Genomic DNA, 23,433 nt, shown 5'->3' on the forward strand with positions numbered 1-23,433 from the left:
TCATCCCTGGGATTGCCCGGGCCGGCCGCGAAGGCCGGCTCGGGCTGTTTTATCGCTCTTCTCTTTTGATCGGATCAACGTCGATCACGCCGAGGTTTCGCGCTAATGCTTCGTAGGTCGGCTTAGCGGGCAGCGCGTAAGCCGACGCGAGCCTTGGCTGTGGCGGATCTGTCGGGTTAAGGCGCAAGCACCTAAAAATAAGAATTTATCCGCAGATGACGCAGATAAACGCAGATTGAATACAGGCACTCTGTATTTTTGTCTCGATCTGCGTCATCTGTGGCTAATCTCGCCTGTATTGTCAAGCGTATTTACAGATAACTCTCGCTTCCCGTGATGATCTGCCGCGCGCGATAAGCGCATACCGTTCCGCAGACGCTAGACCACTGCACTCTTGACGCCTATTCAGGCCATTTGAACGCCGGCGGCTGCTTGGCCAGAAATCCGTCGACCGCGTCATTGTGCTCGCGGGTGGCGAAGGCCACGCTCTGGCTGGTCAGCTCGATATCGAGCATGGTCTTGAGGTCGTTGAGCTGCGAGCCGTTGAGCGCACGTTTGGTCTGGGCGAATGCCGTGGGCGAAGCCTGGGCCAGGCTTCCCGCGATCGCCTGCGCGCGACCCGCCAGTGCGTCGGGCGCGACTTTCTCCAGCGCTATCCCGAGCGCCACCGCTTCGTCGGCTTCGATGGTGCGCGCCGAGTACATGATCTCCTTGGCCCGTTGCAGGCCGACCACGCGCGGCAGCGTGTAGAGCGCGGCGAAATCCGGTACCAGCCCGATCTTCATGAACGCCATACAGAAACGGGCGTTGTCGCTGGCGATGATCATGTCGGCAGCCAGCGCCAGCCCGAAGCCCGCGCCGAACGCCGGACCGTCGACGGCGGCGATCACCGGTTTGTCGAGATGAATCAGCTGCTCGAGCCAGCGGTGATGAAAACGCATACGCGCCTGGCGCTCGGGCTGGTTGTCGCGCGATGCGAGCATCGCCTTGATATCGCCGCCGGCGCAGAAGGAGCCACCGGAACCGGTGATAACCAGGGCACGAATCTCATCGGAATCGCGGACCTGGATCACGACCTCGGCCAGTTCCCGGGTCATGTCGGCGTTGATCGCGTTCTTGTGCTCGGGCCGGTTGAGTGTGATCGTGGCCACACCGTCATCGAGCCGGTATTCAATCGTCTGCATCGGGTTCTCCTCCTGTCGCAGGACGGGTTATTCGGGACGGATATGGGCGGTGGCTTCGTCTTCGACGCGCTGCCACAGCTCGATCGCCATCGGATTTTCGGATTCTTCCATGATATGGCCGACCAGGCCGATCGCCCGTGCCATCACCCCGAAACCGCGCACGATATGGCCAGGAAAGCCGAACTCGCAGCAGATCGCGCCGATCGCGCCGGTGGCATTGATCGGCAGCTGCTTGCCGGAGGCCGCTTCGGCCTCGGCCTGGATCTTGCCCATCAGTTCGACATAGCGCCCTGCGATGCCGTTCTCCTCGGCGATCGCGAACAGACGCGGGGTGCGCGGATCCACCGGCTTGTGCAGCGGGTGGCCCAACCCGGAAATGATCTGCTTGCGGGCGCGATGATCGGCCACCGTCTGTTTCGCGATCGCATCGAGATCGACGTCACCGGCGTCGGCGGGCAGCACCTCGTAGAGCATCTTGGCCGCGCCTTCCATGCTGCCGACGAACACCGTGCCCAGCCCGCACAGGCCGGCCGCGACCGCCGCCTGCAGCGACTCCGGCGCGCCCGCGTAGGTCATGCGCGCGGCCAGCGCCGACGGCGTGATGCCGTGTTCGACCAGAGCAATGATGATGGCATTGAACACGTTCGACTCGGCCTGGGTCGGCGTCTTGCCGGTCAGCTGCAGGTAGGCCAGATCTCCGAGATTGAAATGCCCCAGAATCTCGTCGGGCAGGCTCTTGCCCCGCACTTCGATGCGGTCCTTCGTGCTCCAGGCGATATCGGAACTTATGGGTTTTTGCTTACGGCTCATGACATTGTCCTGTTCTGGTGAATTGTTGCGCGCGCCTTCAGGACGCCTCGCGGTGGGCCGGCGCATCGCGTAGCGCGAACGAGCCGCGACCGGTGGCCAGCAGGCGCCGATCGGCGTCGAACACGTCGGCAACACCGACCACGACCTGGCGCCCTTTCTTGACGATGGACGCGCTCGAATAGATCCGGCCCTTGCCGGACGGCCGCAGAAAACTGACATTGAGATCGATCGTCAGCGGGCCGATGTCCGTCTGAAAGGCTGACCGCACCGCTGTGCCCAGCACCGTGTCAATGAGCGTGCAGTAGATGCCTCCGTGGACCATGCCGTAGGCCTGTACGAGGTTGTCGTCGATCACCAGCGAAATCTCGCTGTCGCCGCTACCGTCGGCGCTGACGCGCTCGATATCCACGCCCAGAAAAGTCCGAAACGGATTGCGTTTCGTCCACTCGATCTCGTCTTGCTTGGTCCAGGGCATTCTGTGTTCTTCCTTCTGAAGCAATGCCCGCGCGAACCTAATCAGGCGCGACGATCGCTCAACTGATCTCAAATAGGTTAGTATACTGTATACATATCGGAATGAACCGAGAGCGAACGGATGCAGCCGAACTCTTATGTAAAAGGCTTCAAGACCCTGCGCCCGTGCGCAACACGTCCCGCGCCAGCAGGCGTGTACCGGTGAGCGCCTGAACCTCGTCGAAGCTGCTGTCGCCAAGCAGTTCGACTACCCTCAAACCGGCCGGCGTGACGTCGATCACGGCGAGATCGGTATAGATGCGACTGACCACGCCGGCGCCGGTGAGTGGATAGGTGCAGCGCTCGACGAGCTTGGGCGTACCATCCTTGAGCGTGTGGCGCGTGATCACGAACAGCCGCTTGGCGCCCACGGCTAGATCCATGGCACCGCCGACCGCCGGCGGATAGGTCTCGCTGCCGGTGGACCAGTTGGCGAGATCGCCATTGGCGGCGACCTGAAAGGCGCCGAGTACGGAGATGTCGATATGGCCGCCGCGCATCATGCCGAAGGAGTCGGCATGGTGGAAGAAGGCACCGCCCGGCCGCATGGTGACGTATTGCTTGCTGGCGTTGATCAAGTCCGGATCCTCGGTACCCGGCTCGGGTGCTGCACCGAAGCCAAGCACGCCGTTTTCGCTGTGGTAGATCACCTCTCTGTCCGCCGGCACGTGGTTGGCAACCTCGGTGGGCATGCCGATGCCGAGATTGACGTAGGCACCGTCGGGAATGTCCTGCGCGCAACGCGCGGCAATCTGTTCGGGGGTGAGACGGATCATGCGAATACCTGTTCGACTTCGATGACATGGTCGACGAAGATACCGGGTGTGACCACGTGCTCGGGATCGATCGCGCCCAGCGCCACAATTTCGGAAACCTCGGCGATCACTGTCGCCGCTGCCGTGGCCATGATCGGATTAAAGTTGCGCGCGGTCGTGTGATAGTCGAGATTGCCCCAGCGATCTCCACGGTTCGCCTTGAGCAGGGCGACGTCCGCGGCCAGCGGCCGCTCCAGGACATGCCCCAAACCGTCGAACACTTCCGTACGCTTGCCTTCGGCCAGCCCCGTGCCATAGCCCGTGGGCGTAAAGAACCCGCCGATGCCCGCGCCCGCGGCACGGATGCGTTCGGCCAGCGTACCTTGGGGCACCAGTTCCAATTCGATGGCCCTTTCCTCGTAGCGCCGCTCAAACCACACCGATCCCGGCGAACGCGGATAGGAGCAGATCACCTTGCGCAGGCGGTTCTCGCGCAGGAGCTTGGCGATGCCTGTCTCACCGACGCCGGCATTGTTGGCGACGATCGTGAGATCACGCGCACCGTGTTCGAGCAACGCGTCGATCAGGTTGAAAGGAATACCGGAACTGCCGAAGCCGCCACACATGACGGTATCGCCATCCCGGACACAGCCGATCGCCTCGGCCATCGAATCCACAATCTTATTGACCATGCGCTTGTCGTCTGCTGCTTGTGTCGTCTATGGGCCCGGCCATCAGAGCGGGGCGATCGCAGCCTGGCGGTTCTTCTTCCAAAGCGCCTCGAACTCGCGGTCACTCTTGTCCTCGCCGGCACTCTTGGTCTTCTGCCAAGCCCTCTGGAGCACCTTCAAACGCGCCAGACGGTCATCGTTCCACTTCTGCATTTCGTCGGTCCAGATGCCCTTTTCTTTGAGGTACTTGATCGCACCCGGATGGAACGGCGCATCGATCGGCGGCGTGCCGGCGTCGCTGAGTTTCCAGCGCGGCATCACCGATGTGGCGTCCTTGTACATGTCAAAGGTCTCGTCGAGCGCCTTCGTGAAGTTGTAGACCGCCTCCTCCGACATGTCCGCACGCGTTACTAGCACCGGATAGCGGTAGGCCATCAGCGGCACCGGCTTGTCCTTGCTGATGCCGGCGCCCACGGTTTCCTCGAACGATTTGAAGAAGGGCGCCACCTTCTTCACTCGCTTCCAACCCTGCGTGTCGGACTCGGGCAATGGCACCCAGTAGATGCCGCGTGGCGATTCAGCTAATTCATACATCTGGCTCGGCGTAGGCGAGGTGCAGGTAGCATCCGTCTGGCCTTGAGCCATCGAACTCATAGCGGCGCCGTAAGTCGGGAACATCCGCGCATCGACGTCATGCCGAGTCAGGCCGGCGAACGCCAATACTGCGTCGCACTTGACGTTGACCGACGGATTGCCGGCGACGAACGCCACCCGCTTGCCCTTGACGTCAGCCAAGTTGCGAATGTTGGCATCTTTCGCAGTTGGCATGCCGAACGCCGCGGGACGACCGGCAATCACGCGCAGATCCTGTGGCCCCCAACGACGTGCGGCGAAGTCGAACAGTCCTTCTGTAGCGAAATAGGTCTCGGTGGCCAAAAAACCGAAATCTGCGCGCTTCTGCAACACCGGCTGCAGCCGGCCGATCGATGAACCGGAGGGTTGGATACGAACCCTGGTACCGTATTTCTTGCCGAAGGCATCCGCAATCGCAGAAGCCTCCGCATAGCCGGCGGAACCGACGTCATACGACGACCATGTCATCGTGCTCGGCAGGCCCTGCGCAAAGGCCGACGGTGCGACTACCATGCAGCCCATCAACAACAGCTTCTTCGCCATATGGCGCTTCGTTGGCTTGAACATCTCTGCATCCTTTTGTGCGACGCTCTGTGCGCCTGTTTTTCCCTTGGCGCAGTCCACGCGCGCGAGCGCGAGGCTTGCCCTAAAGTGATTCAATCGCCTGCTGGCGCGCCTTAGCCCAGGCCGTGGCGAACTCCTCGTCACTGGCATCGGCGTTGTCGTTCACGGTCTGTTTCCAGGCCTTGCGCAGCGCTTCGAGCCGCGCCAGCCGCTTGTCGTTCCAGGCCTGGTCCTCCTCGGTCCAGATGCCCTTCTCCTTCAGATACTTGATCGCACCCGGATGGAAAGGCGCATCGACCGGCGGATGGCCGGCACGTCCGAGATCCCAGCGCGGCATCGAAGCCGTGGCGTCCTTGTACATCCCGAAGGTCTCGTCCAGGGCCTTGATGTAGTTGTAGACCGCATCTTCGCTCTGGTTCGCGCGCACCACGACCATTGGATAGCGGTAGGCCATCATCGGCACCGGCTTGTCCTTGGAGATGCCGGCGCCCACCGTTTCCTCGAACGGTGCGAAGAAGGGCGCGAGGTCCTGCAGCCGCGCCCAGCCCTCGGCGTTGTCGGCGGGCAGCGGGGCCCAGTGGATGCCGCGCGGCGACTCGGCCAGTTCATACATCTGGCTCGGCGTCGTCAGGGTGCAGGTCGCGTCCGCCTGGTTCTGGGCCAGCGCACTCATGGCCGCCCCGTAGGTCGGAAACATGATCAGATCGACGTCATCGCGGGTCAGGCCGGCGAAGGCCAGCACTGCATCGCACTTGATATTGATCGACGGGTTGCCGGCGACGTAGGCCAGCCGCTTGCCCTTCACATCCGCGATGATGTCGATGTTGGCATCAGCCGCGGTGGGCATGCCGAAAGACGATGGCCGGCCGGCGACGACGCGCAGATCCTGCGGTCCCCAGCGGCGGGTCGAGAAATCGAACAGGCCCTCGGTGGCGAAAAACGTTTCGGTCGCAAGATAACCGTAGTCGACGCGCCCCTGCAACAGCGGTTGCAGCCGACCAATGGCCGAGCCGGACGGCTGAATCCGGATGCGCGTTCCGTACTTCTTGCCGAACGCGTTGGCGATCGCCGAGGCCTCGGCGTAGCCGGCCGACCCGACGTCATAGGACGACCAAGTCATCGTATCCGGCAATGTCTGGGCGCTGGCCGTACCGAGCACCACCGTGAGCAGGAGCACTGCCAGCGCTTTTAATGCTGTATTCATCGCAATCCCCTCCGTTATTATTATTGCCTGCAGTATACTGTATTCCGTCTACGAACGGGTTGTGGGCACACTTCGCCACTCCATCGTTGCTGACCGTCAGTTCATCGCGCCCACTGCGAGCGAGCGGCCAACGCTACGCGCGGTGTCAGCGGGCCCTGCCTTCCTTGCAGCCACGTAATCGTGCAGTACGCGGCCGACCACTCTAAGCGCGTCAGTGTCCAAGGCCATAGACCGTAGGTATACTGTATACCATATTCAAGGATGCCGAATTCCGGCCGGCCGACAAGCCACGACGCCGAACACGCCGGGTTCGAGCTACCAGGTATCGATCATCGGCCGGCGCTTGCCGCTGACCGCCGCAGCAGGCGCGCTGGCGCGCAGCCCACGCATGACCCAGGCACGCGAGTCGGCCGGGTCGATCACCGCATCGATCTCGAGCCCCGCGGCCATGCTCAGCGCCTCGCCGCGCGTGTAGAGCTGCCCAACCAGCTTCTCGAACAGGGCCTGGCGCGCCTCGGAGCTGTCCTGGGCGTCCAGTTCCTTGCGATACCCCAGGTTGACCGCGCCTTCCAGCCCCATGCCGCCGAACTCGCCGCTCGGCCAGGCCGCACAGAAGAACGGCGCATGAAAAGAGCCGCCCGCCATGCCCTGGGCGCCCAGACCATAGCCCTTGCGGGTGACCAGACAGAACAACGGAATCTCGAGACTGGCGGCGGTCACGAACATGCGGCAGGTACGCCGCACCATGGCGGTCTTCTCTTCCTCGGGGCCGACCATGAAACCCGGGGTATCGCAGAAGCTGACCATCGGAATGGCGAAGCCGTCGCACAGCTGCATGAAACGCGCGGCCTTGTCGGCGCCGTTGGCGTCGATGGCGCCACCCAGCACCTGCGGATCGTTGGCGATCAGCCCGAGCGGGCGGCCTTCGACGCGCACAAAGGCGGTGATCATGCCGGGCGCGAAGTCCGGCCGGAGCTCAACGATGGAATCATGATCGGCGAAGATACCGATCAGACTGCGCATGTCGTAGACATGCAGACGATTCTCCGGCACCGCGCGCCGCAGCCAGCGCTGATCCTCGCAGTCCCAGTCGTCGACCGGGCCCTGGAAGTAGCCCATCAGCTTGCGGGCCAGCAACGCGCCTTCCTCTTCGTCGGCGACCACGCAATCGATCACGCCGTTGGCGCGCTGCACCGACACCGGACCGACCTCTTCGGGCCGGAACGTGCCCAGACCACCGCCCTCGATCATCGCCGGCCCGGCCATGCCGATACAGGCATTCTCGGTGGCGATCAGGATATCGCTGCAGCCGGCAAGCACCGCATTGCCGGCAAAACAGCGCCCGGAGACCACGGCGATGCGCGGCACCAGACCGCTCAGGCGCGCGTACTGCAAAAAGCTCGGCCCATCCAGCCCGGCCACCTTGGTGGCGTTGTCGGTATCGCCGGGACGCCCGCCGCCGCCCTCGGCGAACAGCACCACCGGCAGGCGCTGCTGCAGGGCGACCTCGAGAATACGATCGGTCTTCTTGTGGTTCATGGTGCCCTGGGTTCCGGCCAGCACCGTGTAGTCGTAGACGAGCACCGCACAACGGCTGTGGCTGTCCTCGAAGCGCTCGCCGTTGATCGCGGCGATGCCGGTGATCAGGCCGTCGGCTGGCGTGTTCGCGATCAGGTCGTCGAGTTCGCGGCGGGCCCGCTGGGCTGCGAAGGTGAAGGCACCGTATTCGATGAAGCTGCCGTCGTCGCAGAGCGCGGCCACGTTCTCGCGCGCGGTCCGCTGCCCCGTACGGCGGCGCCTGGCGACGGCCTCCGGGCGCTGCGCGTCACGCAGCAGCGCATCGCGTTGTTGCAGACGGGCCAGATCCGGGCGGATATGGTCCAGGTCGATTTCTTCAGCGTCTTCGTCGCCCGCACGCTCCACCGCGCCGGGTTCGACAAAGAACAGCGGCGCGCCTGCAGCCACGCCGTCGCCCGTGGTCACCACGACCTGACGCACCGTACCGCTGACGCCCGCACTGACCTGATGCTGCATCTTCATGGCCTCCACAAAGGCCACGGTCTGGCCGGCATGGACCGTGTCGCCCGCGCCGACCAGAAGATGCGCCACCACGCCCTGCATCGGCGTGTTGATCGCTTCGGTTCCGAGCGGCGCGGCGGCTGCCGCGATTTCCTGTGTTGCCGGCTCGGCGTCGCCGAAATACAGGCTCGGGTGATCGCCCGCCGCGACCAGCGCCGCCATATGTGCGTCCACGTAGCGGGTATGGACCGCGTTCTCGATCACCGCTTCACGGCACAACAGATTTTGTAGAAAACCGATATTGGTCGCTACGCCCTCGATACGGAACTGGCACAGCGCGCGATAAGCGCGACGCACGAGCACCGCATAGTCGGGCCCCTGCGAGTGCACGACAAGCTTGGCGAGAAGCGAGTCGTAGTGCGGGCTGGTCGCATAGCCGCGATAACCGAAGCTATCCACCCGCAGGCCCGGCCCGTTAGGCGGCTCGAAGGTGGCGAGCGTGCCGCCGGCCGGCGTCGCCTCGCCGGCGACGTTCATGGTTTCCATGTTGATACGCAGCTGCATCGCGTAACCCATCGGCGCCGGAATATGCGCGGCGTCGAGGCCGAGTTCGGCCAGCGTGGCGCCGCCGGCGATCTGCAGCTGGGCCTGCACCAGATCGACGCCGGTGATCTGCTCGGTGACGGTGTGCTCCACCTGCAGACGAGGATTGGCCTCGATGAAGGCGAAGCGCGTTTCGTCGGCGTCGACCAGGAATTCGAAGGTGCCGAGGCTTCGATAGTTCACCCGCGCCGCCAGGGTCAGCGCCGCGTCGAGCAGGCGTTGACGCATGCCATCCGACAGGGTCGGGCTGGGCGCGATCTCGACCAGTTTCTGGTGGCGCCGCTGCAGGCTGCACTCGCGCTCCCAAAGATGCACCGGGGCGTCGACGCCGTCGCCGAGCACCTGCACCTCGATATGACGGGCGCGGTCAATGAAGCGTTCGACATAGAGCGCGGCGTTGCCAAAAGCCGCCTGCGCTTCGGCCGCACAGTGCGCGAAGGCTGCGTTCAAATCATCGCCGGGGCCGACAACACGCATGCCGCGCCCGCCGCCGCCGGCGATCGCCTTGATGATCACGGTGGCGCCGTCGCCGAGGCTTTCGCGAAATGCCTGTGCCTGTACCCGCGTCGTATCTGCGCCGGTGCCGGCGATCACCGGCACCCCGCATGCCTCGGCAAGCTCACGAGCGCGCGCCTTGTCTCCCAGCAAGGCCAGAGTGTTCGAATCGGGCCCGACGAATATCAGGCCGGCTTGCGCACATTGATCCGCAAACACAGCACTTTCACTCAGAAAGCCGTAGCCGGGATGCACCGCATCACAGCCCTCGGCCAGCGCGGCGCGAACGAGCTGTTCGCCGTCCAGATAGGCCGCCGCACCACGACCCGCGAGCGTCACGCAGCGGTCGGCCAATCGCGTGTGCAAGGCCCGTTCATCATCGGCAGGCGCCACCGCGACCGTGGTCATGTCCAGCTCCGCCGCAGCGCGCTCGATTCGCACGGCAATTTCGCCGCGATTGGCGATGAGCAGTGTGCGTATCGTCATGACGCCATTTCCGGCGGCCTGGAGAGGGGCCACCGTCGAATGGACGCGTCTTCCACCACCGCCAGACAATCCACGAGATTCAGCGAATCCTGCCTTCCTTGCTGGCCACGTAGTCGTGCAGGGCACGGCCGGCGGTGGCGATATGTTCACGCATGGCCTCGGCCGCGGCCTTGCCGTCGCGCGCCCGCAGTGCCTGCAGGATCGCGCGGTGTTCATGTGCCGCCTGGACCAGACGATCGTCGATGGCCATGGGCGTGAGCGGCGGCAGGCCCTGCCAGAGACCGTAGATCAGGCGTACCAGGCGCGGCTGATTGGCGCTGTCGTAGAGTTCGCGGTGGAAGGTCTGGTTGAGCTCGACATAGGCTTCCTTGTCATCCGACGCTGCGGCCTGTTCGATCTCGCCCTGCAGACGTTCGAGCTCGGCAAGCTCCTCTTCCGTGAGTTGCAGCGTGGCCTTGGCGACGGCATGCGCTTCCAGCATCTCGCGCAGCGCATAGATCTCCTCGACGTCCTCAAGCCCGAAATGGCTGACATGACAGACGCCGCGGTCGTCGGCATCGACCAGCCCGTCGAAGACCAGCCGCTTGAGCGCGTCGCGCACCGGGATTCGGCTGGTGCCGAAACGGCTGGCCAGATCCTCGTGTACCAGACGTTCGCCGCCCTCGATCTCGCCGGTGAGAATGGCCTCACGCATGCGCATGTAGACCTCGTCTTCGATGGAACGTCGTCGGACCGGGCCGAAACTTGATTTGCTGCTCATCTGACTACCGCTGCCGATGGAATGGATACACGTCGGTGCATGCCTTGTTATAGAACACAACGATACAGATGCGGCACCGTGCTGCCCATATCGACGCGCAATGCCGCCACCCGGCCGATGCGCGGGCGGTTCAAAACAGTGCCCACAGATTTTGCGACTCGGCCAGTTCTGCGGGCGTGGCCTCGTGAATGATCTGGCCGCCTTTCATCAGATACACCCGATCCGAAACCGCCAGCGCCTGACCGACGTTCTGTTCGACGAGCAGCACGCTCATGCCTTCTTCCTCACGCAGCTGACCGATCAGTGCCATGATGTCGTCGACCAGATTGGGCGCGAGACCGGTCGAGGGCTCGTCCAGCAGCAACAGCGAGGGTCCGGCGAGCAGGGCGCGGCCGATACTCACCATCTGCTGCTGGCCGCCAGAGAGATTGCCGACCTTGTCGTTCCAGCGCTGCTCGAGCAGCGGCAGATAGCCCAGCGCACGCGCCAGGCGCTTGTCGTATTCAGCCTTGGCGGTGGCACGGCCAACGCCGGACGACCAGAAGCCCATCTGCAGATTCTCTTTCACCGTCAGGCTGGGGAACACACCGCGTTCCTGCGGCACCAGCGTCATCCCCAGCCGCGTCATCGCCCGGGTCGAAAAACCGGCCACCGGGCGTTCGTCGAAAGTGACCCGGCCCGGGCAGCGCCCGAGCACACCGAACAGGCCTTTCATGAGCGTGGATTTGCCCGCCCCGTTGTGGCCGAACAGCGCCACGATCTCGCCGGCACCCACGCTCAGATTCGCGCCGGCCACCACCGGCACGTTCGGGTAGCCGGCATGCAGATCCTCTACGACGAGCATGCGCTGGCCTCCTTTTTCCGATTCGCGGTCCCGAAATACAGATCGGTGAGCGTATCGTCGGCAAAGATGCGATCAGGCGTATCGAACGCCATCACCTCGCCCTTGTTCAGGAACGCGATGCGATCGGACACTTCGCGCACGATATCCAGATTGTGTTCGATCAGCAGCACGGTATGACCCTCGGCCTTGAGCGAACGCAGCAGTGCGTGGAAGGTCTGCCGCGACGGCCCATCGAGCCCGGACGCCGGCTCATCGAGCAGAAACAGATCGACATCCAGCGCCATGATGCGCGCCAGATTGAGAAACTTGCGCTCGGCATAGGACAGCTCGCTGGCACGCGTGTCGCGCTGGGCCGACAGGCCGACGCGTTCAAGTACCGCCTCCGTGTTTTCGTAGTGCTGTTTGCGGCCCCACAGACTCAGACTCGATTCCTGGCCGACCAGCACATTCTCGAACACGCTCATGTCGTTGAACAGGCGCAGATCCTGAAAAGAGCGCGCGATACCCCGGCGGGTGACCTTCTGCGGCGTCAGCCCGACCAGGTCGCGGCCCTTGTAGTGAACCACGCCCGCGTCCGGACGCAGAAAACCGGTGATCAGATTGAACAGCGTGGTCTTGCCGGCCCCGTTCGGGCCCACCAGCGAGGTGATCAGCCCCTGTTCGAGTTCGAGCGTGACGTCGGGGATGATGACGTTGCCGCCGAATGCCTTGCGCAGACCGCGGATATCCAGAGCCGACATGGCCTAGCGCTCCCCGGCCGATGGACCCGCCGCGCGGGTAGTGGAAGCGCGCCCGCGCGCCGGCAACAGCAGCCGCCATACGCTGGCGATACCGCTGGGCCAGAACACCATGAGCAGAACGATCGCGATGCCGTAGATCAATTGCTGGACCGGACCGATGTACTGGCTGGGTATGGCCAGAAATGTCAGCAGCGCCGGAAACACGGTGATGAACACCGCGCCGATGATCGGCCCGGACAACGAGCCGGCGCCGCCGATGATGACCATCGCCAGCACCAGCACCGAGTAGTCGAGGGTGAAACTCTCGGGATTCACGAACGAGATATAGAACGCGTAGAGAGAACCGGCCACGGCCGCGAGCGCACCCGAGATGGTGGTCGCGGTCACCCGCAGCACCAGTGGATCCTTGCCCAGCGCGACCGCCGCCACCTCGTCGTCACGAAACGCCTTGAGTGCGCGCCCGAACGGCGAATGCACCAGCAGCGCGATGATCGCCAGCACTGCGACCACGCACAGGCCGGTGAGCAGCATGTAGTCGACCGGCGAGCCGAGTTGCCAGCCGAGCAGCCGTGCCGGCGGGATACCGGCCAGACCGCCCATGCCACCGGTGACCGCGCCCCAGCTCACGAATACCGTGGATGCCACGATCTGGAAACCGATCGAGGCCACCACGAAGTATTCCTCGCGCACCCGCAGCACGGGCACCGCGAGGATGAACGACACCGCGCCGCTGACCAGCATCGCCGCGGCCGTGGCGAGCAGGAACGAGTCGGTATACCCGAGTGCAACCTTGGCGGCGGTGTACGCACCCACGCCGTAGAACACCGCATGCGCGACCGAGAAGATGCCGGCATAGCCCACCATCAGATTCAGCGACGACGCCAGAATCACGGCGATACCGAGCAGGACCATCATGTTGGCGAGATAGGCACTCATGATCTGCGCGTACGCACGCCGAGCAGACCGTCGGGCTTGATCATCAGAAACAACAGCAGCACGCCGAAGGTGATCGCCGGTTTCCAGCTCGACGACAGTTGCCACACGCCCAGATTCTCGGCAATGCCCAGCAACAGGCCACCGAGTGCTGCGCCCCAGAGGTTGCCGATACCGCCGACGATGGCCCCGGCGATCGCGAGCAGCGTGATCACCGCGCCCATGGACGGCTGCAGACCCGAGGTATAGCTGGTGAGAATGGCCGCCGGCACGATCAGCGCCGAACCGATGGCGAATGCGATCGTGCTGTAGCGGCGATCACCCAGGCCGAAGATCCCGACCAGGGCCGGATCATCCATCATCGCGCGCAGGACCACGCCGGTGCGGGTGGCGTGGATGAACCACTGCAGCGCGAAGATGAGCACCACCGCGACCACGAACGCCAGGATATTGGCCCGCGACAGGAATACCGGCCCGACCAGAAAGCCCTGGCTCAGGGTCGAATTGACGCTGTAGAAGCTGTTGCCGAACAGCAGCACGACCAGATTGGTCGCCACGATCAGCACGCCGAAGGACGCCGCGAATATGGTCAGAAAAGACGCGTCCGTGCGCCGCATCGGCTGATAGACGAACCGGTCCACACCGACCCCGAACACGACCGCCACCAGCAGCGCGGCGAACACCGCCAGTGCGGCTGGCCACTGCCACACCGAAACCGCCTGATAGAAGGCGTAGGCGGCCAGCAGCATGGTCGCGCCGTGAGCAAAATGAAACGTGCGCGTGGTCGCATAGATCAGGGCGAAACCGACCGCCGCGAGCGCATACAGGCTGCCGGCGGCGACGCCTTCGATGAACAACTGCAGCAATACGATCATGGCGTCATCGCACCGGTGATAACTACGCGGCCCGCGGCGAAATCGCGCCCATTCGCTGACGAAGCGCGCATCACTTGAGCTCTACGGTCTTCAGGATCTTCGACTTGCCACCCTCGATGCGATTGATCTCGATCGGCATCTTGACGGTGCCGTCGTCGCGGAAGGTCACCTCGCCGCCGACCACATCGAAGGTACCGATATCGTGCAACGCGGCGAGCAGATTCTCGCCGGTGAACGCCTGACCCTTGTCCTGCAGATGCGCGATCAGATCGGCATAGATCCGCACCGCGTTGTAGTAATTGACCTGGTAGTAATTGGGTTCTTCGCCGTACTTGTTCTTGAAGTCGGCCAGGAACTGACGGGTCATGTCGTTGGCGTCGTAATCGATGTGCTCCGCTGTATAGGTCGCGCCCTGGGCGGCATCGAGTTTCTGCGTGGCCGGAATACCGAAGGCCGAATAACTCAGCAGCGGCGTGCGGATACCGCCGTCGCGCAGCTGCTTTGCGATCACGTTCTGCTGCTGGCCATAGGAGGCGATATAGATCGCGTCCGCGCCCGACACCCGCAGCTTGACCACCTCGGACTGGAAACTGGTCGACGACGGGTCGATGGAGATATCCGAGACCACCGAGCAGCCGAGTTCCTCGCAGCGCTGCTTGATGACGGTGTTCACGCCGTTGCCGAACGGATCGTTGACGTGAATGACGGCGATCTTCTTCGCCCCCATTTCGTTGACCACATAAGGCCAGAACGCGTTGACCTCGTCGTCGGACAGGGGAATGTCGTTGAGAAAATAATCGCCGATCGCCAGTTCCGGGCTCACGCCGCCGCCGTTGACCATGAGCACATGGGCACGATTGCCGATCGGCGCGATCGCCTGACTGACCCCGGAAAAGGCCGACAGCACGAACTTGACGTCGTTGACGTTGACCAGCTTGTTCATGCCGACCACCGCCGGCTGTGGCAGCGCCTGACTGTCGGCGAAGACGATCTTGAGCTTGCCGTCGATCTCGTCACCGGCATTCACGTGCTCGACGGCGAGATTCGCCCCTTCGCTGAACAGCTTGCCGTAGACCGCGTTCGGCCCGGTCAGCGGAAACAGCGCGCCGAGGGGATAGACCTGATCGCCGGCCGCCGAGGCGACGCCGGACAGGGCCGAACCGAGCACTGCGCTCAGCAGGATCAGCGATCGAATGGCACGCCGCGCAGGGCTGGCTGAACGAAAACGCTTCATGGTAAATCTCCTCGGACACGTCGCGCGGTGGCGGCCGTGACGTTCTAGTTGTTATCAAACCGGGCCGTAACGACGGCCCGTACTCGGTCGCACGGCAACGTCTGCCGCGCAGGAACGGTTTCCTGAAACTACTAACGTATACAGTATTCGGTCAACGCGACCATCGTCGATGCTCACACCGCACCGCGCTCGCCGGCCACCTCGATAACCAGCCGCCCGGACGCTTCATTGGCCTCCATGCGTCGATGCACGTCGGCCGCCCGCGCCAGCGGCAGAGCCTCGCCCACATCCACGCTCAGCCGGCCGCTGGAGATCATGGCGAGCGCCTGGGCAACCTCGTCTGCAGTACAGGATTTCGTGCCGATGAGACTGATTTCCTTGAGGATGAAATGCGCGGGCCGGATCTGTGCGGGCAGCCCTTCCACGTTGCCGAGCATGACCACACGCCCACCGTTGCGTACCGCGTGGATAGAGGCGCTGAGCGTGCGCGCACCCACGATCTCGATCACCGCATCGGCGCCGCGCCCGGCGGTCAGCTTCTTCACCGCGCGGGCGAATTCCAGATCGGGCGCGACCACGACCTCATCCGCGCCGGCCGCTTCCAGGCCGGCACGGCTGGATTCGCGGGAGGTGACCGCGATCACCCGCGCGCCCAGCAGCCGGGCCAGACGCAAGGCATGAATCCCCACGCCGCCGCTGGCGCCGGTCAGCACCACGGTCTCGCCCGACTGAATGGCCGCCCGCGTGACCAGTGCGTGATAGGCAGTGCCGACCGTGCAGATCACCACCGCCGCCGCTTTCAGGCTGACGTCATCGGGCACGGCGACCACGGTATCGGCACGGACCTTCACATACTCGGCATAGCCGCCGTTGACGTCCTCGCCGAGAAACCGCGGCCGCTCGTCCAGGCACAGGGCCTGATTGCCCTGCGTGCACGATTCACAGCCGCCGCAGCCGGTATAGATCATGCTCATCACCCGCATGCCGGGCGCGATATCGGCCACGCCGGCACCCGTTTTCACTACATGGCCGCTGACCTGGTGGCCGAGAATGATCGGCAGATTGATCTTGGGGAAGGCCCCGGCCCGGGTGAGCAGATCATGTCGACAAACCCCGCAATAGGCGACTTCGACCAGCACCTCGTCGGCGGCGATGCTGGGCACGGGGACCCGGCGCGCCTCGAGCACCTCGGGGCCACCGAACTGCGTCATTACGATCGCCTGCATGTCGTCGGCTACTGGCGAGGCGCTCACGACAGCGCCCCCTGGCGGTCGACCAGGGCCTGCGCCTGTTCGCGCAGCTTCGCTTTCTGGATCTTCTCGCCGTTGGCGCTGCTGGTAATCGGAAACGCATCGATGGCCTGTATGCGTATCGGCACCTTGAACTTGGCCATGCTGGCCTGGCAGGCGTCGATGATCGCGGCCTCGTCGAACGCCGCGCCTGCCTCCAGGATCACGAAAGCCACCGGGCGCGGGCCGCGCTCGGTATCCACGGCCACGACCTGGGCCAGTGCAATAGCGTCGAAACCTTCGAGATAGGCCTCGATCTCGCGCGGATTCACCAGAAACCCGCCCAGGCGCAGTGTATCGCCGAGGCGCGCCAGATAGACGAAGCTGTCCGGACCCTCGATATAGCCCAGATCGCCGGTACGCACATAGCCGTCCGCGGTGACCGCCCTGGCGTTGGCTTCCGTGTTGTGCATGTACTCGACCATCACGTTCGGCCCGGCGATTTCGAGTTCGCCCGATTCACCGTCGGGCAGCAGTTCGCCGGTTTCGGTGTCGCGTACCCGCACGCGTGTTTCGTCCGAACTCGGCGTGCCGCCGCCCACGGCCCAGCGCCCGGGCCCGGAACCGGCCGGCGCGTAGGTCATCAGCGCCTGTACCTCGGATGAGCCGAAGGTCTGGAACAGCTTGATGCCGAGCGCCTGCGCGCTGTCGACCAGGGCGGCGGCATCGGCGCTGAAATTGGCGAACGCGCCTTCCTTGAGACTGGCAATCCGCGCTGCCGGCTCGGCCACCATGAAGATACGGCGAAACATCTCGTCGGAGCCGCTGGCATGGGTGACGCGGTGACGCTCGATCTGTTCGACCGCCGCGGCCGCATCGAAGGCCGGCATCAGCACCACCGGCCGCCCGGCCGCCAGCGCGCCCATGATCGTGTCGAAACCGAACACGCCGCAGAACGGCAGCGCGCCCAGGATCACGGCGTCTGCGTCATCGCGATAGCCGAAACGGGCGGCGACCGCCAGCGCGTGATGCGTAATCGCGGATTGCCGGTGCAGCACCAGTTTCGGCGCCGACGTCGTACCCGACGAGGTGAACACGTTGCACGGTGAGTCGGACCGGCCGTGGTCGGCCTCATGTGCAGCATGCGTGGTCAGCGCACGATAGGCATACGCCTTGCGGCCCAGGATCCTGCGCTCGGCCACGCTATCGTCCACGAGCAGGAACGCCTCCAGCGCATCCAGACTCGCGGCATCGAACTGCTCGACGATAGACAGATAATCGACATTGCCGAGCTGCGGGCTCAATACCAGCAGGCGTGCCGCCGAGCGGTGCAGAATATCCTCCACTTCGTGCTTGCGGAACTTGGTATTGATCGCCACCGCCACGGCACCCAGCCGGGCCAGCGCAAACTCCAGCACCACCCACTCGGGCATATTGGGCAGCCACACCGCCACCGTATCGCCGGGGCCGATACCCAACGCCGCCAGACCCGCTGCCACCGAACGCACCTGTTCGGCCAGGGCCGTAAACGATATGGCGCGATCCTGGTATATGAGCGCCGTCGCATCGCCACGCTCGGCGACGCGATCGTCGAGCAGGCGATTCAGCGTTATCGCATGGTCACCGTCATCAGACATGTTCTCACTCCGAAACTCGCTCTCTGCCGATCTGCTTGCCTGCCGAACTTCTTGTAATTGCGGATCGGGCAAGAAAGCCGGGCCGAATGGGCCCGGCCGTTATCGCTAGACCGGATCCCAGCTGAATACCTCGCCGGAGACTTCCAGATCGTAGAAGTCGTTCTTGAACGCCGGGATGGCGTGGCTGGCGATGCTGTCCGGGCTCCAGCCCTCGCCGCGGTGCATGCTGCGCAGCGGCCGGCTCTGGCTCATCAGGAAGATCTCGTTGCCGCGCACGGCGAATATCTGGCCGGACACATCCGCGGCGCGCTGGCTGGCCAGGTACACGGCCATCACCGCAATCTTGTCGGGGGTCATGGACTTGAGCTTGTCGACGCGGGCCTGCTGTTCCGGCGTGTCGGTCGGAATGGCGCCGATCATGCGGCTCCAGGCGAACGGGCTGATGCAGTTGGAGCGCACGTTGAACAACGCCATGTCGAGCGCGATCGACTTGGACAGCGCGGCGATGCCGAGCTTGGCGGCCGAATAGTTGGCCTGGCCGCGGTTGCCGACCAGCCCCGAGGTCGAGGTCATGTGTACATAGGCGCCGGATTTCTGTTCGCGGAACACCGGCGCGGCGGCGCGACTGACGTTGAAGGTACCGTGCAGATGCACGTCGATCACCGCCTTCCATTCGTCCGGATCCATCTTGTGGAACATGCGATCACGCAGGATGCCGGCGTTGTTCACCACCGCATCCAGACGACCGAAGGTATCCATGGCGGTGGCGATAATATTGGTCGCACCGCGATAGTCGGCAACGCTGTCGGTGTTGGCTACCGCATCGCCGCCACTGGCCTTGATCTCATCGACCACGGCCTGGGCCGCGGACTGATCGCTGCCGTCACCGGACACGCTGGTGCCCAGATCGTTGACCACGACGCGCGCGCCGTCGGCCGCCATTTCCAGGGCGATGGCCTTGCCGATGCCGCCGCCGGCACCCGTGACCACGACAACCCGCTGTTCCGATTCCTGACTCATTGCAACTCCTCGAACGTCGATACTTGTTTGGATAGTGTGATTTTCAGCCCGGCAGGCGCAGCACCTGCTTGGCCAGAATATTGCGCTGGATCTCGTTGGAGCCGCCGTAGATGGTGGTCGGCAGGCAATTGAAATACAGCGTCAGCACGTCGACCGATTCGTCGCCGGCATCCTGGCCGTCGACCAGCACCGCCTCGCTGTCGGCGGCCTGCAGGGCCAGCTCGGCGATGCGGCCGAAGGTTTCGGTGCCCCATATCTTGAGCCAGGAGATGTCCGCACCCAGCGGCTCGCCCGCACGCACCTGGGCCGCGAAGGACTCGAAAGCCTCCGACAGATCGGCAACATCGAGCGCCAGCGTCGTGAAAGCGTCGGAGAACGCCGGGTCGTCGTGCAGGCCGCGCGCCGTGGCGAACACATCCAGCCGGCTGAGCGCGTTCTGCGACTGCTTGGGGCTACCCAGAAACAGGCGCTCGAAGCCGAGCAGCGCCTTGGCCATGGTCCAGCCGTCGTTGGGCTCGCCGACCAGGTTGGCCTTGGGCACGCGCACGTTGTCGAGAAAGACCTCGCAGAATTCCTCGTGGCCGGCGATGTTCTCGATCGGGCGGATGGTGATGCCCGGCGTGTCCAGATCGACCAGCAGAAAACTGATGCCCTGCTGCTTGCGCGCCGCGTTGGGGTCGGTGCGCGCGAGCACGAACATGTGGGTGGCGTCCTGGGCCAGCGTGGTCCAGGTCTTCTGACCGTTGACGATGTAGTGATCGCCGTCGTCATCCGCCTGGGTGCGCAGACTGGCCAGATCCGAACCGGAATTGGGTTCGGAATAGCCCTGACACCAGATGTTTTCCCAGCTCAGTATCCTGGGCAGGTATTTTTCGCGCTGCTCGGGCGTGCCGTAGCGGATCAACAGCGGGCCGACCATGATCACGCCCTGATCGGGCGCGCGCGCCACGCCCAGACGCTCTTGTTCCTCGGTGAAGATCAGCTGCTTGGACGGGGTCAGGCCGACGCCGCCATGCTCGACCGGCCAGCCGGGCGCGGTCCAGCCGTCGGCGGCGCGCTTGAGATACCACTCGCGTACCTCGTGCCAGCGCATCCGGTGCGAGGGATGGCGCAGATGCTGCGGATATTCCGCCTCCAGATAGGCTCGTATCTGGGCACGGAAGTCGGCGTCGGAGAGTTCGTTCCAGTCGGTCATTTATTGTGTCCTTACGCGGCGGCGCGGGTCAGGCGCGCATATTCGCGGCGTTGAGCGGTGGCATTGCCGAGCCATGCAGCCAGCGCGATCACGCGGCGCAGATAGACGCCGACATCGGCCTCTTCGGTATAGCCGATCGCACCGTGCAGTTGGACGGCCTCGCGGGCGATCTTGAGCGCCGCATCGGCACAGCGGGACTTGGCGCGAGCCGCGGCGCGCTGCACAGCGACCAGATCGGCTCCGCTGTCGAACGCACGCACGGCCTGGCGAAGGGCGTTGCGCATCAGCTCGCGCTGGATATACAGATCCACCGCGCGATGGCGCAGCACCTGAAAGCTCGACAGCTGGGCGCCAAACTGCTTGCGCGAGGCCAGATAATCGCTGGTCAGCGTGAACAGGCGATCCGCCAGTCCGAGCAATTCGGCGCTCGCGGCGACCCGCGCAACGCACAGACCGCGCAGCAGTGCGGCCTCGCCCACGGCACCGGCGGCCAGGCAGTCGGCCGCGCCGAGTTCGACGCCGTCGCAGACGAGCGTAGCCACGGCATGGCCGTCGACCTGGGTCTGGGTCTCGACGGTGACACCGGGCGTATCGCACGGCAGGCGATACAGGGCCAGGCCGTTTTCATCACGTACCGCGACCACGAATACATCGGCGCCGGACGGCTGCACCAGTCGCCGGGTCGCGGTCAGCCGCCCACCCTCCAGCCGTTCGTCGAGCTCGTCGAGCGCAAGGCTCGCCACGGCCGGCTGCCAGGCCACCGCCAGCAGCGTGTCGCCCGTGGCACTCGCGCCGAGCAGTTCGTCGACCAACTCGGCGTTGTCGCAGCCGGCCAGCACGGCCTGGGCAAACGCCGTCGCGACGAATGGCTCGGGCGCGGCTTCGCCGCCCAGCCCTTCGGCCACCACCGCCAGCTCGCCCACGCCAAGGCCCAGACCGCCCGAGGCTTCCGGCACGGCGATACCGAGCCAGCCGAGATCGGCCATCTGCTGCCAGGTTTCACGGTCCAGCGGGCTAGCGCCCGCTTTCACTGCGCGGGCCCGGTGCACGCCGTTGTTGTCCTTGCCCTGCCGCACGAAACCGGCCACGGAATCCGCCAGCATGCGGCGTTCATCGGGATTGGCTTCTGAGAGAACTGCGCTCATCGAACGACCTTTTTAACGGATGGAGGCATCGAAAACGATGCCAATATCTACTCTGTATACGGTGTACTGTAAAGCCGATACTACCCCGGAACGAAGGCCTCGGCCTGTTCCCGGGTCATCGGCTCTTCAGCGATCAATCGCTGCAGCAGCGCCGGATCGACGGTATCGGGCGCCAATGGATCGCGCGGCAATACCCGGTGCGCGAGCACCAGTCCGGCGAGTGCCAAGCGGCGCCAGTCGTCGGCGATCTGCGCGGCCTCCTGGGCGAGAAAGACCGCCGAGGTGACGCTATAGAGCGCGGTGGCGACGACACGCGTGTCGATGGTCGCAGCCCGATCGTCGACCACGTTCGCCACCGCCGCTTCGACCCGCGCCAGCGCGTCTTCGAATACCGCCTGACTCGCGGGCGCCAGTTGGGCTGCGTCCAGACATTCGCGCAGATAGGGCATGAGCGTGGCGAGCGTGTCCTCGCGCTTGATCGAGCGGATCACGTCGAGGGCGACGATATTGCTGGTGCCTTCCCAGATCGAGCCCAGATGCGCATCACGCAGCACGCGCGCGTCCGAGAATTCCTCGATATAGCCGCAGCCGCCGCGCACTTCCATGCCGTCGCCGGCGACCTTGCGGGCATCGCGGGTGGTACGGAACTTGATCAGCGGCGTGAGGATGCGCAGCAGTTTTTGCGCGCGTTCGTCGCCGGCGTCGGCGCGTTTGAGCACGTCCGCGGTATGAAAGACCATCGAGCGGCCCTGCTCGGCCGGCGTCATCAGCTTGAGCAACGTGCGCCACATCAGCGGCAGATCGACGAGCTTGTGGCCGAAGGCCTCGCGGTGACGCGAAAAGAACAGCGCCTCGTTCACGGATCGGCGCATCATGCCGGCCGAGCGCACGCCATTGGACAGCCGCGACATGTTGATCATGTCGGTCATCTGCTTGAAGCCGCTGCCGGGCTCGCCCACGACATAGGCTTCGGCGCCTTCCAGCGTGATTTCGCCGCTGGCCATGGAACGGGTGCCGAGCTTGTCCTTGAGGCGCACCAGCCGGTAGTCGTTGAGCTCGCCGTTGGCCTTGTGGCGCGGCAGCAGGAACAGCGTGAGCCCGCGCGTGCCGTCGCCACCACCGGCCGGGCGCGCCAGCACCATGGCCAGGCCCGCGTCGGCGTTGGAGCAGAACCACTTGTCGCCGTAGAGCTTCCAGACGCCGTCTTCCTCGCGCGCCTCGGTGGAGATCTTGCCGACGTCGGAGCCGGCGTCCTGCTCGGTCATGAACATCGAGCCCTGGCAGAGCGACTCGAAGTCCTGGGTGGTGAGATCGCCGAAGAAGCGATCGACCAAGACCTTGTCGCCGAACTTGGCGAGCGTGCGGGTCAACGCGTCGGTCATGCTCAGCGGACAACACAGCCCGAACTCGGCCTGCACGAACAGATAGGTCAGACCGTACTTGACGATGGGCGGCCATTTCTCGGGCCAGTCGAACACGCCAGGGCGATGCGACATCGCCGCCAGGCCGAAATGCGAGAACGCATAGCGCTCAAGCTCGACATAGGCGGGATGCTTGTCGATGCCGTTGCGCGGCGACGCGTTGCGATGGCGCACGGCGAGCGTCGGCTTGTTCTTGTCGGCGGTCAGTGCGAGCTGTTCCAACTCGTCGCCCACCAGCGCGCCGAGCTCGTCGAAACGCGGCTCGACGTGGGCCAGCTCTGCTTCCGAAGCATAGAGACGCAGCAGACGGGCGAAATCCGGGTCTACCCGATAGGCGTTGTGACCGGCGCTGTCCGGGATATTGCGATAGATAGCGACACTCATCGGTCGACTCCTGAAACCATGATTTTCATAGGCAGCTCGCGGCGAGACCGTAACGACGGCGACGCGCGATTACGGCGGG

20 protein-coding genes are annotated in these 23,433 nt (G+C 64.5%); all 20 read right to left on the reverse strand.

What is annotated here, in order from left to right; genetic code table 11:
- Nucleotides 1–401 precede the first annotated feature (401 nt).
- Nucleotides 402–1,184, reverse strand: coding sequence for an enoyl-CoA hydratase/isomerase family protein (locus tag ACFOSU_RS06860; RefSeq protein ID WP_380687795.1), 783 nt, complete (start codon nt 1,182–1,184; stop codon nt 402–404).
- A gap of 27 nt (nt 1,185–1,211) precedes the next feature.
- Nucleotides 1,212–1,994, reverse strand: coding sequence for a citryl-CoA lyase (locus tag ACFOSU_RS06865; protein WP_380687797.1), 783 nt, complete (start codon nt 1,992–1,994; stop codon nt 1,212–1,214).
- A gap of 37 nt (nt 1,995–2,031) precedes the next feature.
- Nucleotides 2,032–2,469 carry a PaaI family thioesterase gene (locus ACFOSU_RS06870; protein WP_380687799.1) on the reverse strand — a complete coding sequence of 146 codons (438 nt, stop codon included), beginning with the start codon at nt 2,467–2,469 and terminating at the stop codon, nt 2,032–2,034.
- Between the two features lie 148 nt (nt 2,470–2,617).
- The gene (locus tag ACFOSU_RS06875) at nt 2,618–3,283 is read right to left on the reverse strand and encodes a 3-oxoacid CoA-transferase subunit B (RefSeq protein ID WP_380687801.1); all 666 of its coding nucleotides are present in this window, start codon (nt 3,281–3,283) and stop codon (nt 2,618–2,620) included.
- Complete coding sequence (locus ACFOSU_RS06880) at nt 3,280–3,954, reverse strand: 3-oxoacid CoA-transferase subunit A (protein WP_380687803.1); 675 nt, start codon at nt 3,952–3,954, stop codon at nt 3,280–3,282. Before ACFOSU_RS06880 ends, ACFOSU_RS06875 begins: the two co-directional genes overlap by 4 nt.
- Before the next feature lie 42 nt (nt 3,955–3,996).
- The gene (locus tag ACFOSU_RS06885; protein WP_380687805.1) at nt 3,997–5,133 is read right to left on the reverse strand and encodes a TAXI family TRAP transporter solute-binding subunit; all 1,137 of its coding nucleotides are present in this window, start codon (nt 5,131–5,133) and stop codon (nt 3,997–3,999) included.
- A 79-nt stretch (nt 5,134–5,212) separates the two neighbouring features.
- On the reverse strand, nt 5,213–6,334 hold the full coding sequence (locus tag ACFOSU_RS06890; protein WP_380687807.1) for a TAXI family TRAP transporter solute-binding subunit: 1,122 nt from the start codon (nt 6,332–6,334) through the stop codon (nt 5,213–5,215).
- Between the two features lie 315 nt (nt 6,335–6,649).
- Nucleotides 6,650–9,937 carry an acetyl-CoA carboxylase family protein gene (locus ACFOSU_RS06895; protein WP_380687809.1) on the reverse strand — a complete coding sequence of 1,096 codons (3,288 nt, stop codon included), beginning with the start codon at nt 9,935–9,937 and terminating at the stop codon, nt 6,650–6,652.
- Nucleotides 9,938–10,016: 79 nt separating this feature from the next.
- On the reverse strand, nt 10,017–10,697 hold the full coding sequence (locus tag ACFOSU_RS06900) for a GntR family transcriptional regulator (protein WP_380687811.1): 681 nt from the start codon (nt 10,695–10,697) through the stop codon (nt 10,017–10,019).
- Between the two features lie 130 nt (nt 10,698–10,827).
- Entirely contained in the window at nt 10,828–11,541 is a 714-nt protein-coding gene (locus ACFOSU_RS06905) for an ABC transporter ATP-binding protein (RefSeq protein ID WP_380687813.1), read from the reverse strand.
- Entirely contained in the window at nt 11,529–12,281 is a 753-nt protein-coding gene (locus ACFOSU_RS06910) for an ABC transporter ATP-binding protein (protein WP_380687815.1), read from the reverse strand. Before ACFOSU_RS06910 ends, ACFOSU_RS06905 begins: the two co-directional genes overlap by 13 nt.
- A gap of 3 nt (nt 12,282–12,284) precedes the next feature.
- Complete coding sequence (locus tag ACFOSU_RS06915) at nt 12,285–13,217, reverse strand: branched-chain amino acid ABC transporter permease (RefSeq protein ID WP_380687817.1); 933 nt, start codon at nt 13,215–13,217, stop codon at nt 12,285–12,287.
- Nucleotides 13,214–14,089, reverse strand: coding sequence for a branched-chain amino acid ABC transporter permease (locus ACFOSU_RS06920; protein WP_380687819.1), 876 nt, complete (start codon nt 14,087–14,089; stop codon nt 13,214–13,216). Before ACFOSU_RS06920 ends, ACFOSU_RS06915 begins: the two co-directional genes overlap by 4 nt.
- A gap of 70 nt (nt 14,090–14,159) precedes the next feature.
- Complete coding sequence (locus ACFOSU_RS06925) at nt 14,160–15,323, reverse strand: ABC transporter substrate-binding protein (protein WP_380687822.1); 1,164 nt, start codon at nt 15,321–15,323, stop codon at nt 14,160–14,162.
- Between the two features lie 173 nt (nt 15,324–15,496).
- Nucleotides 15,497–16,576 carry an alcohol dehydrogenase catalytic domain-containing protein gene (locus ACFOSU_RS06930; protein WP_380687824.1) on the reverse strand — a complete coding sequence of 360 codons (1,080 nt, stop codon included), beginning with the start codon at nt 16,574–16,576 and terminating at the stop codon, nt 15,497–15,499.
- Nucleotides 16,573–18,189, reverse strand: a complete 1,617-nt coding sequence (locus tag ACFOSU_RS06935) for an AMP-binding protein (protein WP_380687827.1) — start codon at nt 18,187–18,189, stop codon at nt 16,573–16,575. Before ACFOSU_RS06935 ends, ACFOSU_RS06930 begins: the two co-directional genes overlap by 4 nt.
- Before the next feature lie 105 nt (nt 18,190–18,294).
- Nucleotides 18,295–19,209, reverse strand: coding sequence for an SDR family NAD(P)-dependent oxidoreductase (locus tag ACFOSU_RS06940; protein ID WP_380687829.1), 915 nt, complete (start codon nt 19,207–19,209; stop codon nt 18,295–18,297).
- A gap of 43 nt (nt 19,210–19,252) precedes the next feature.
- Nucleotides 19,253–20,404, reverse strand: a complete 1,152-nt coding sequence (locus tag ACFOSU_RS06945) for an acyl-CoA dehydrogenase family protein (RefSeq protein ID WP_380687831.1) — start codon at nt 20,402–20,404, stop codon at nt 19,253–19,255.
- Between the two features lie 11 nt (nt 20,405–20,415).
- Nucleotides 20,416–21,549: an acyl-CoA dehydrogenase family protein gene (locus ACFOSU_RS06950; protein ID WP_380687833.1), complete on the reverse strand. Its 1,134-nt coding sequence runs from the start codon at nt 21,547–21,549 to the stop codon at nt 20,416–20,418.
- A gap of 80 nt (nt 21,550–21,629) precedes the next feature.
- On the reverse strand, nt 21,630–23,354 hold the full coding sequence (locus tag ACFOSU_RS06955; RefSeq protein WP_380687835.1) for an acyl-CoA dehydrogenase family protein: 1,725 nt from the start codon (nt 23,352–23,354) through the stop codon (nt 21,630–21,632).
- Nucleotides 23,355–23,433 lie beyond the last annotated feature (79 nt).

Origin of the sequence: Salinisphaera aquimarina, from assembly GCF_042643355.1 — a bacterium.
In the GTDB taxonomy this organism is placed as follows: Bacteria; Pseudomonadota; Gammaproteobacteria; order Nevskiales; family Salinisphaeraceae; genus Salinisphaera; species Salinisphaera aquimarina.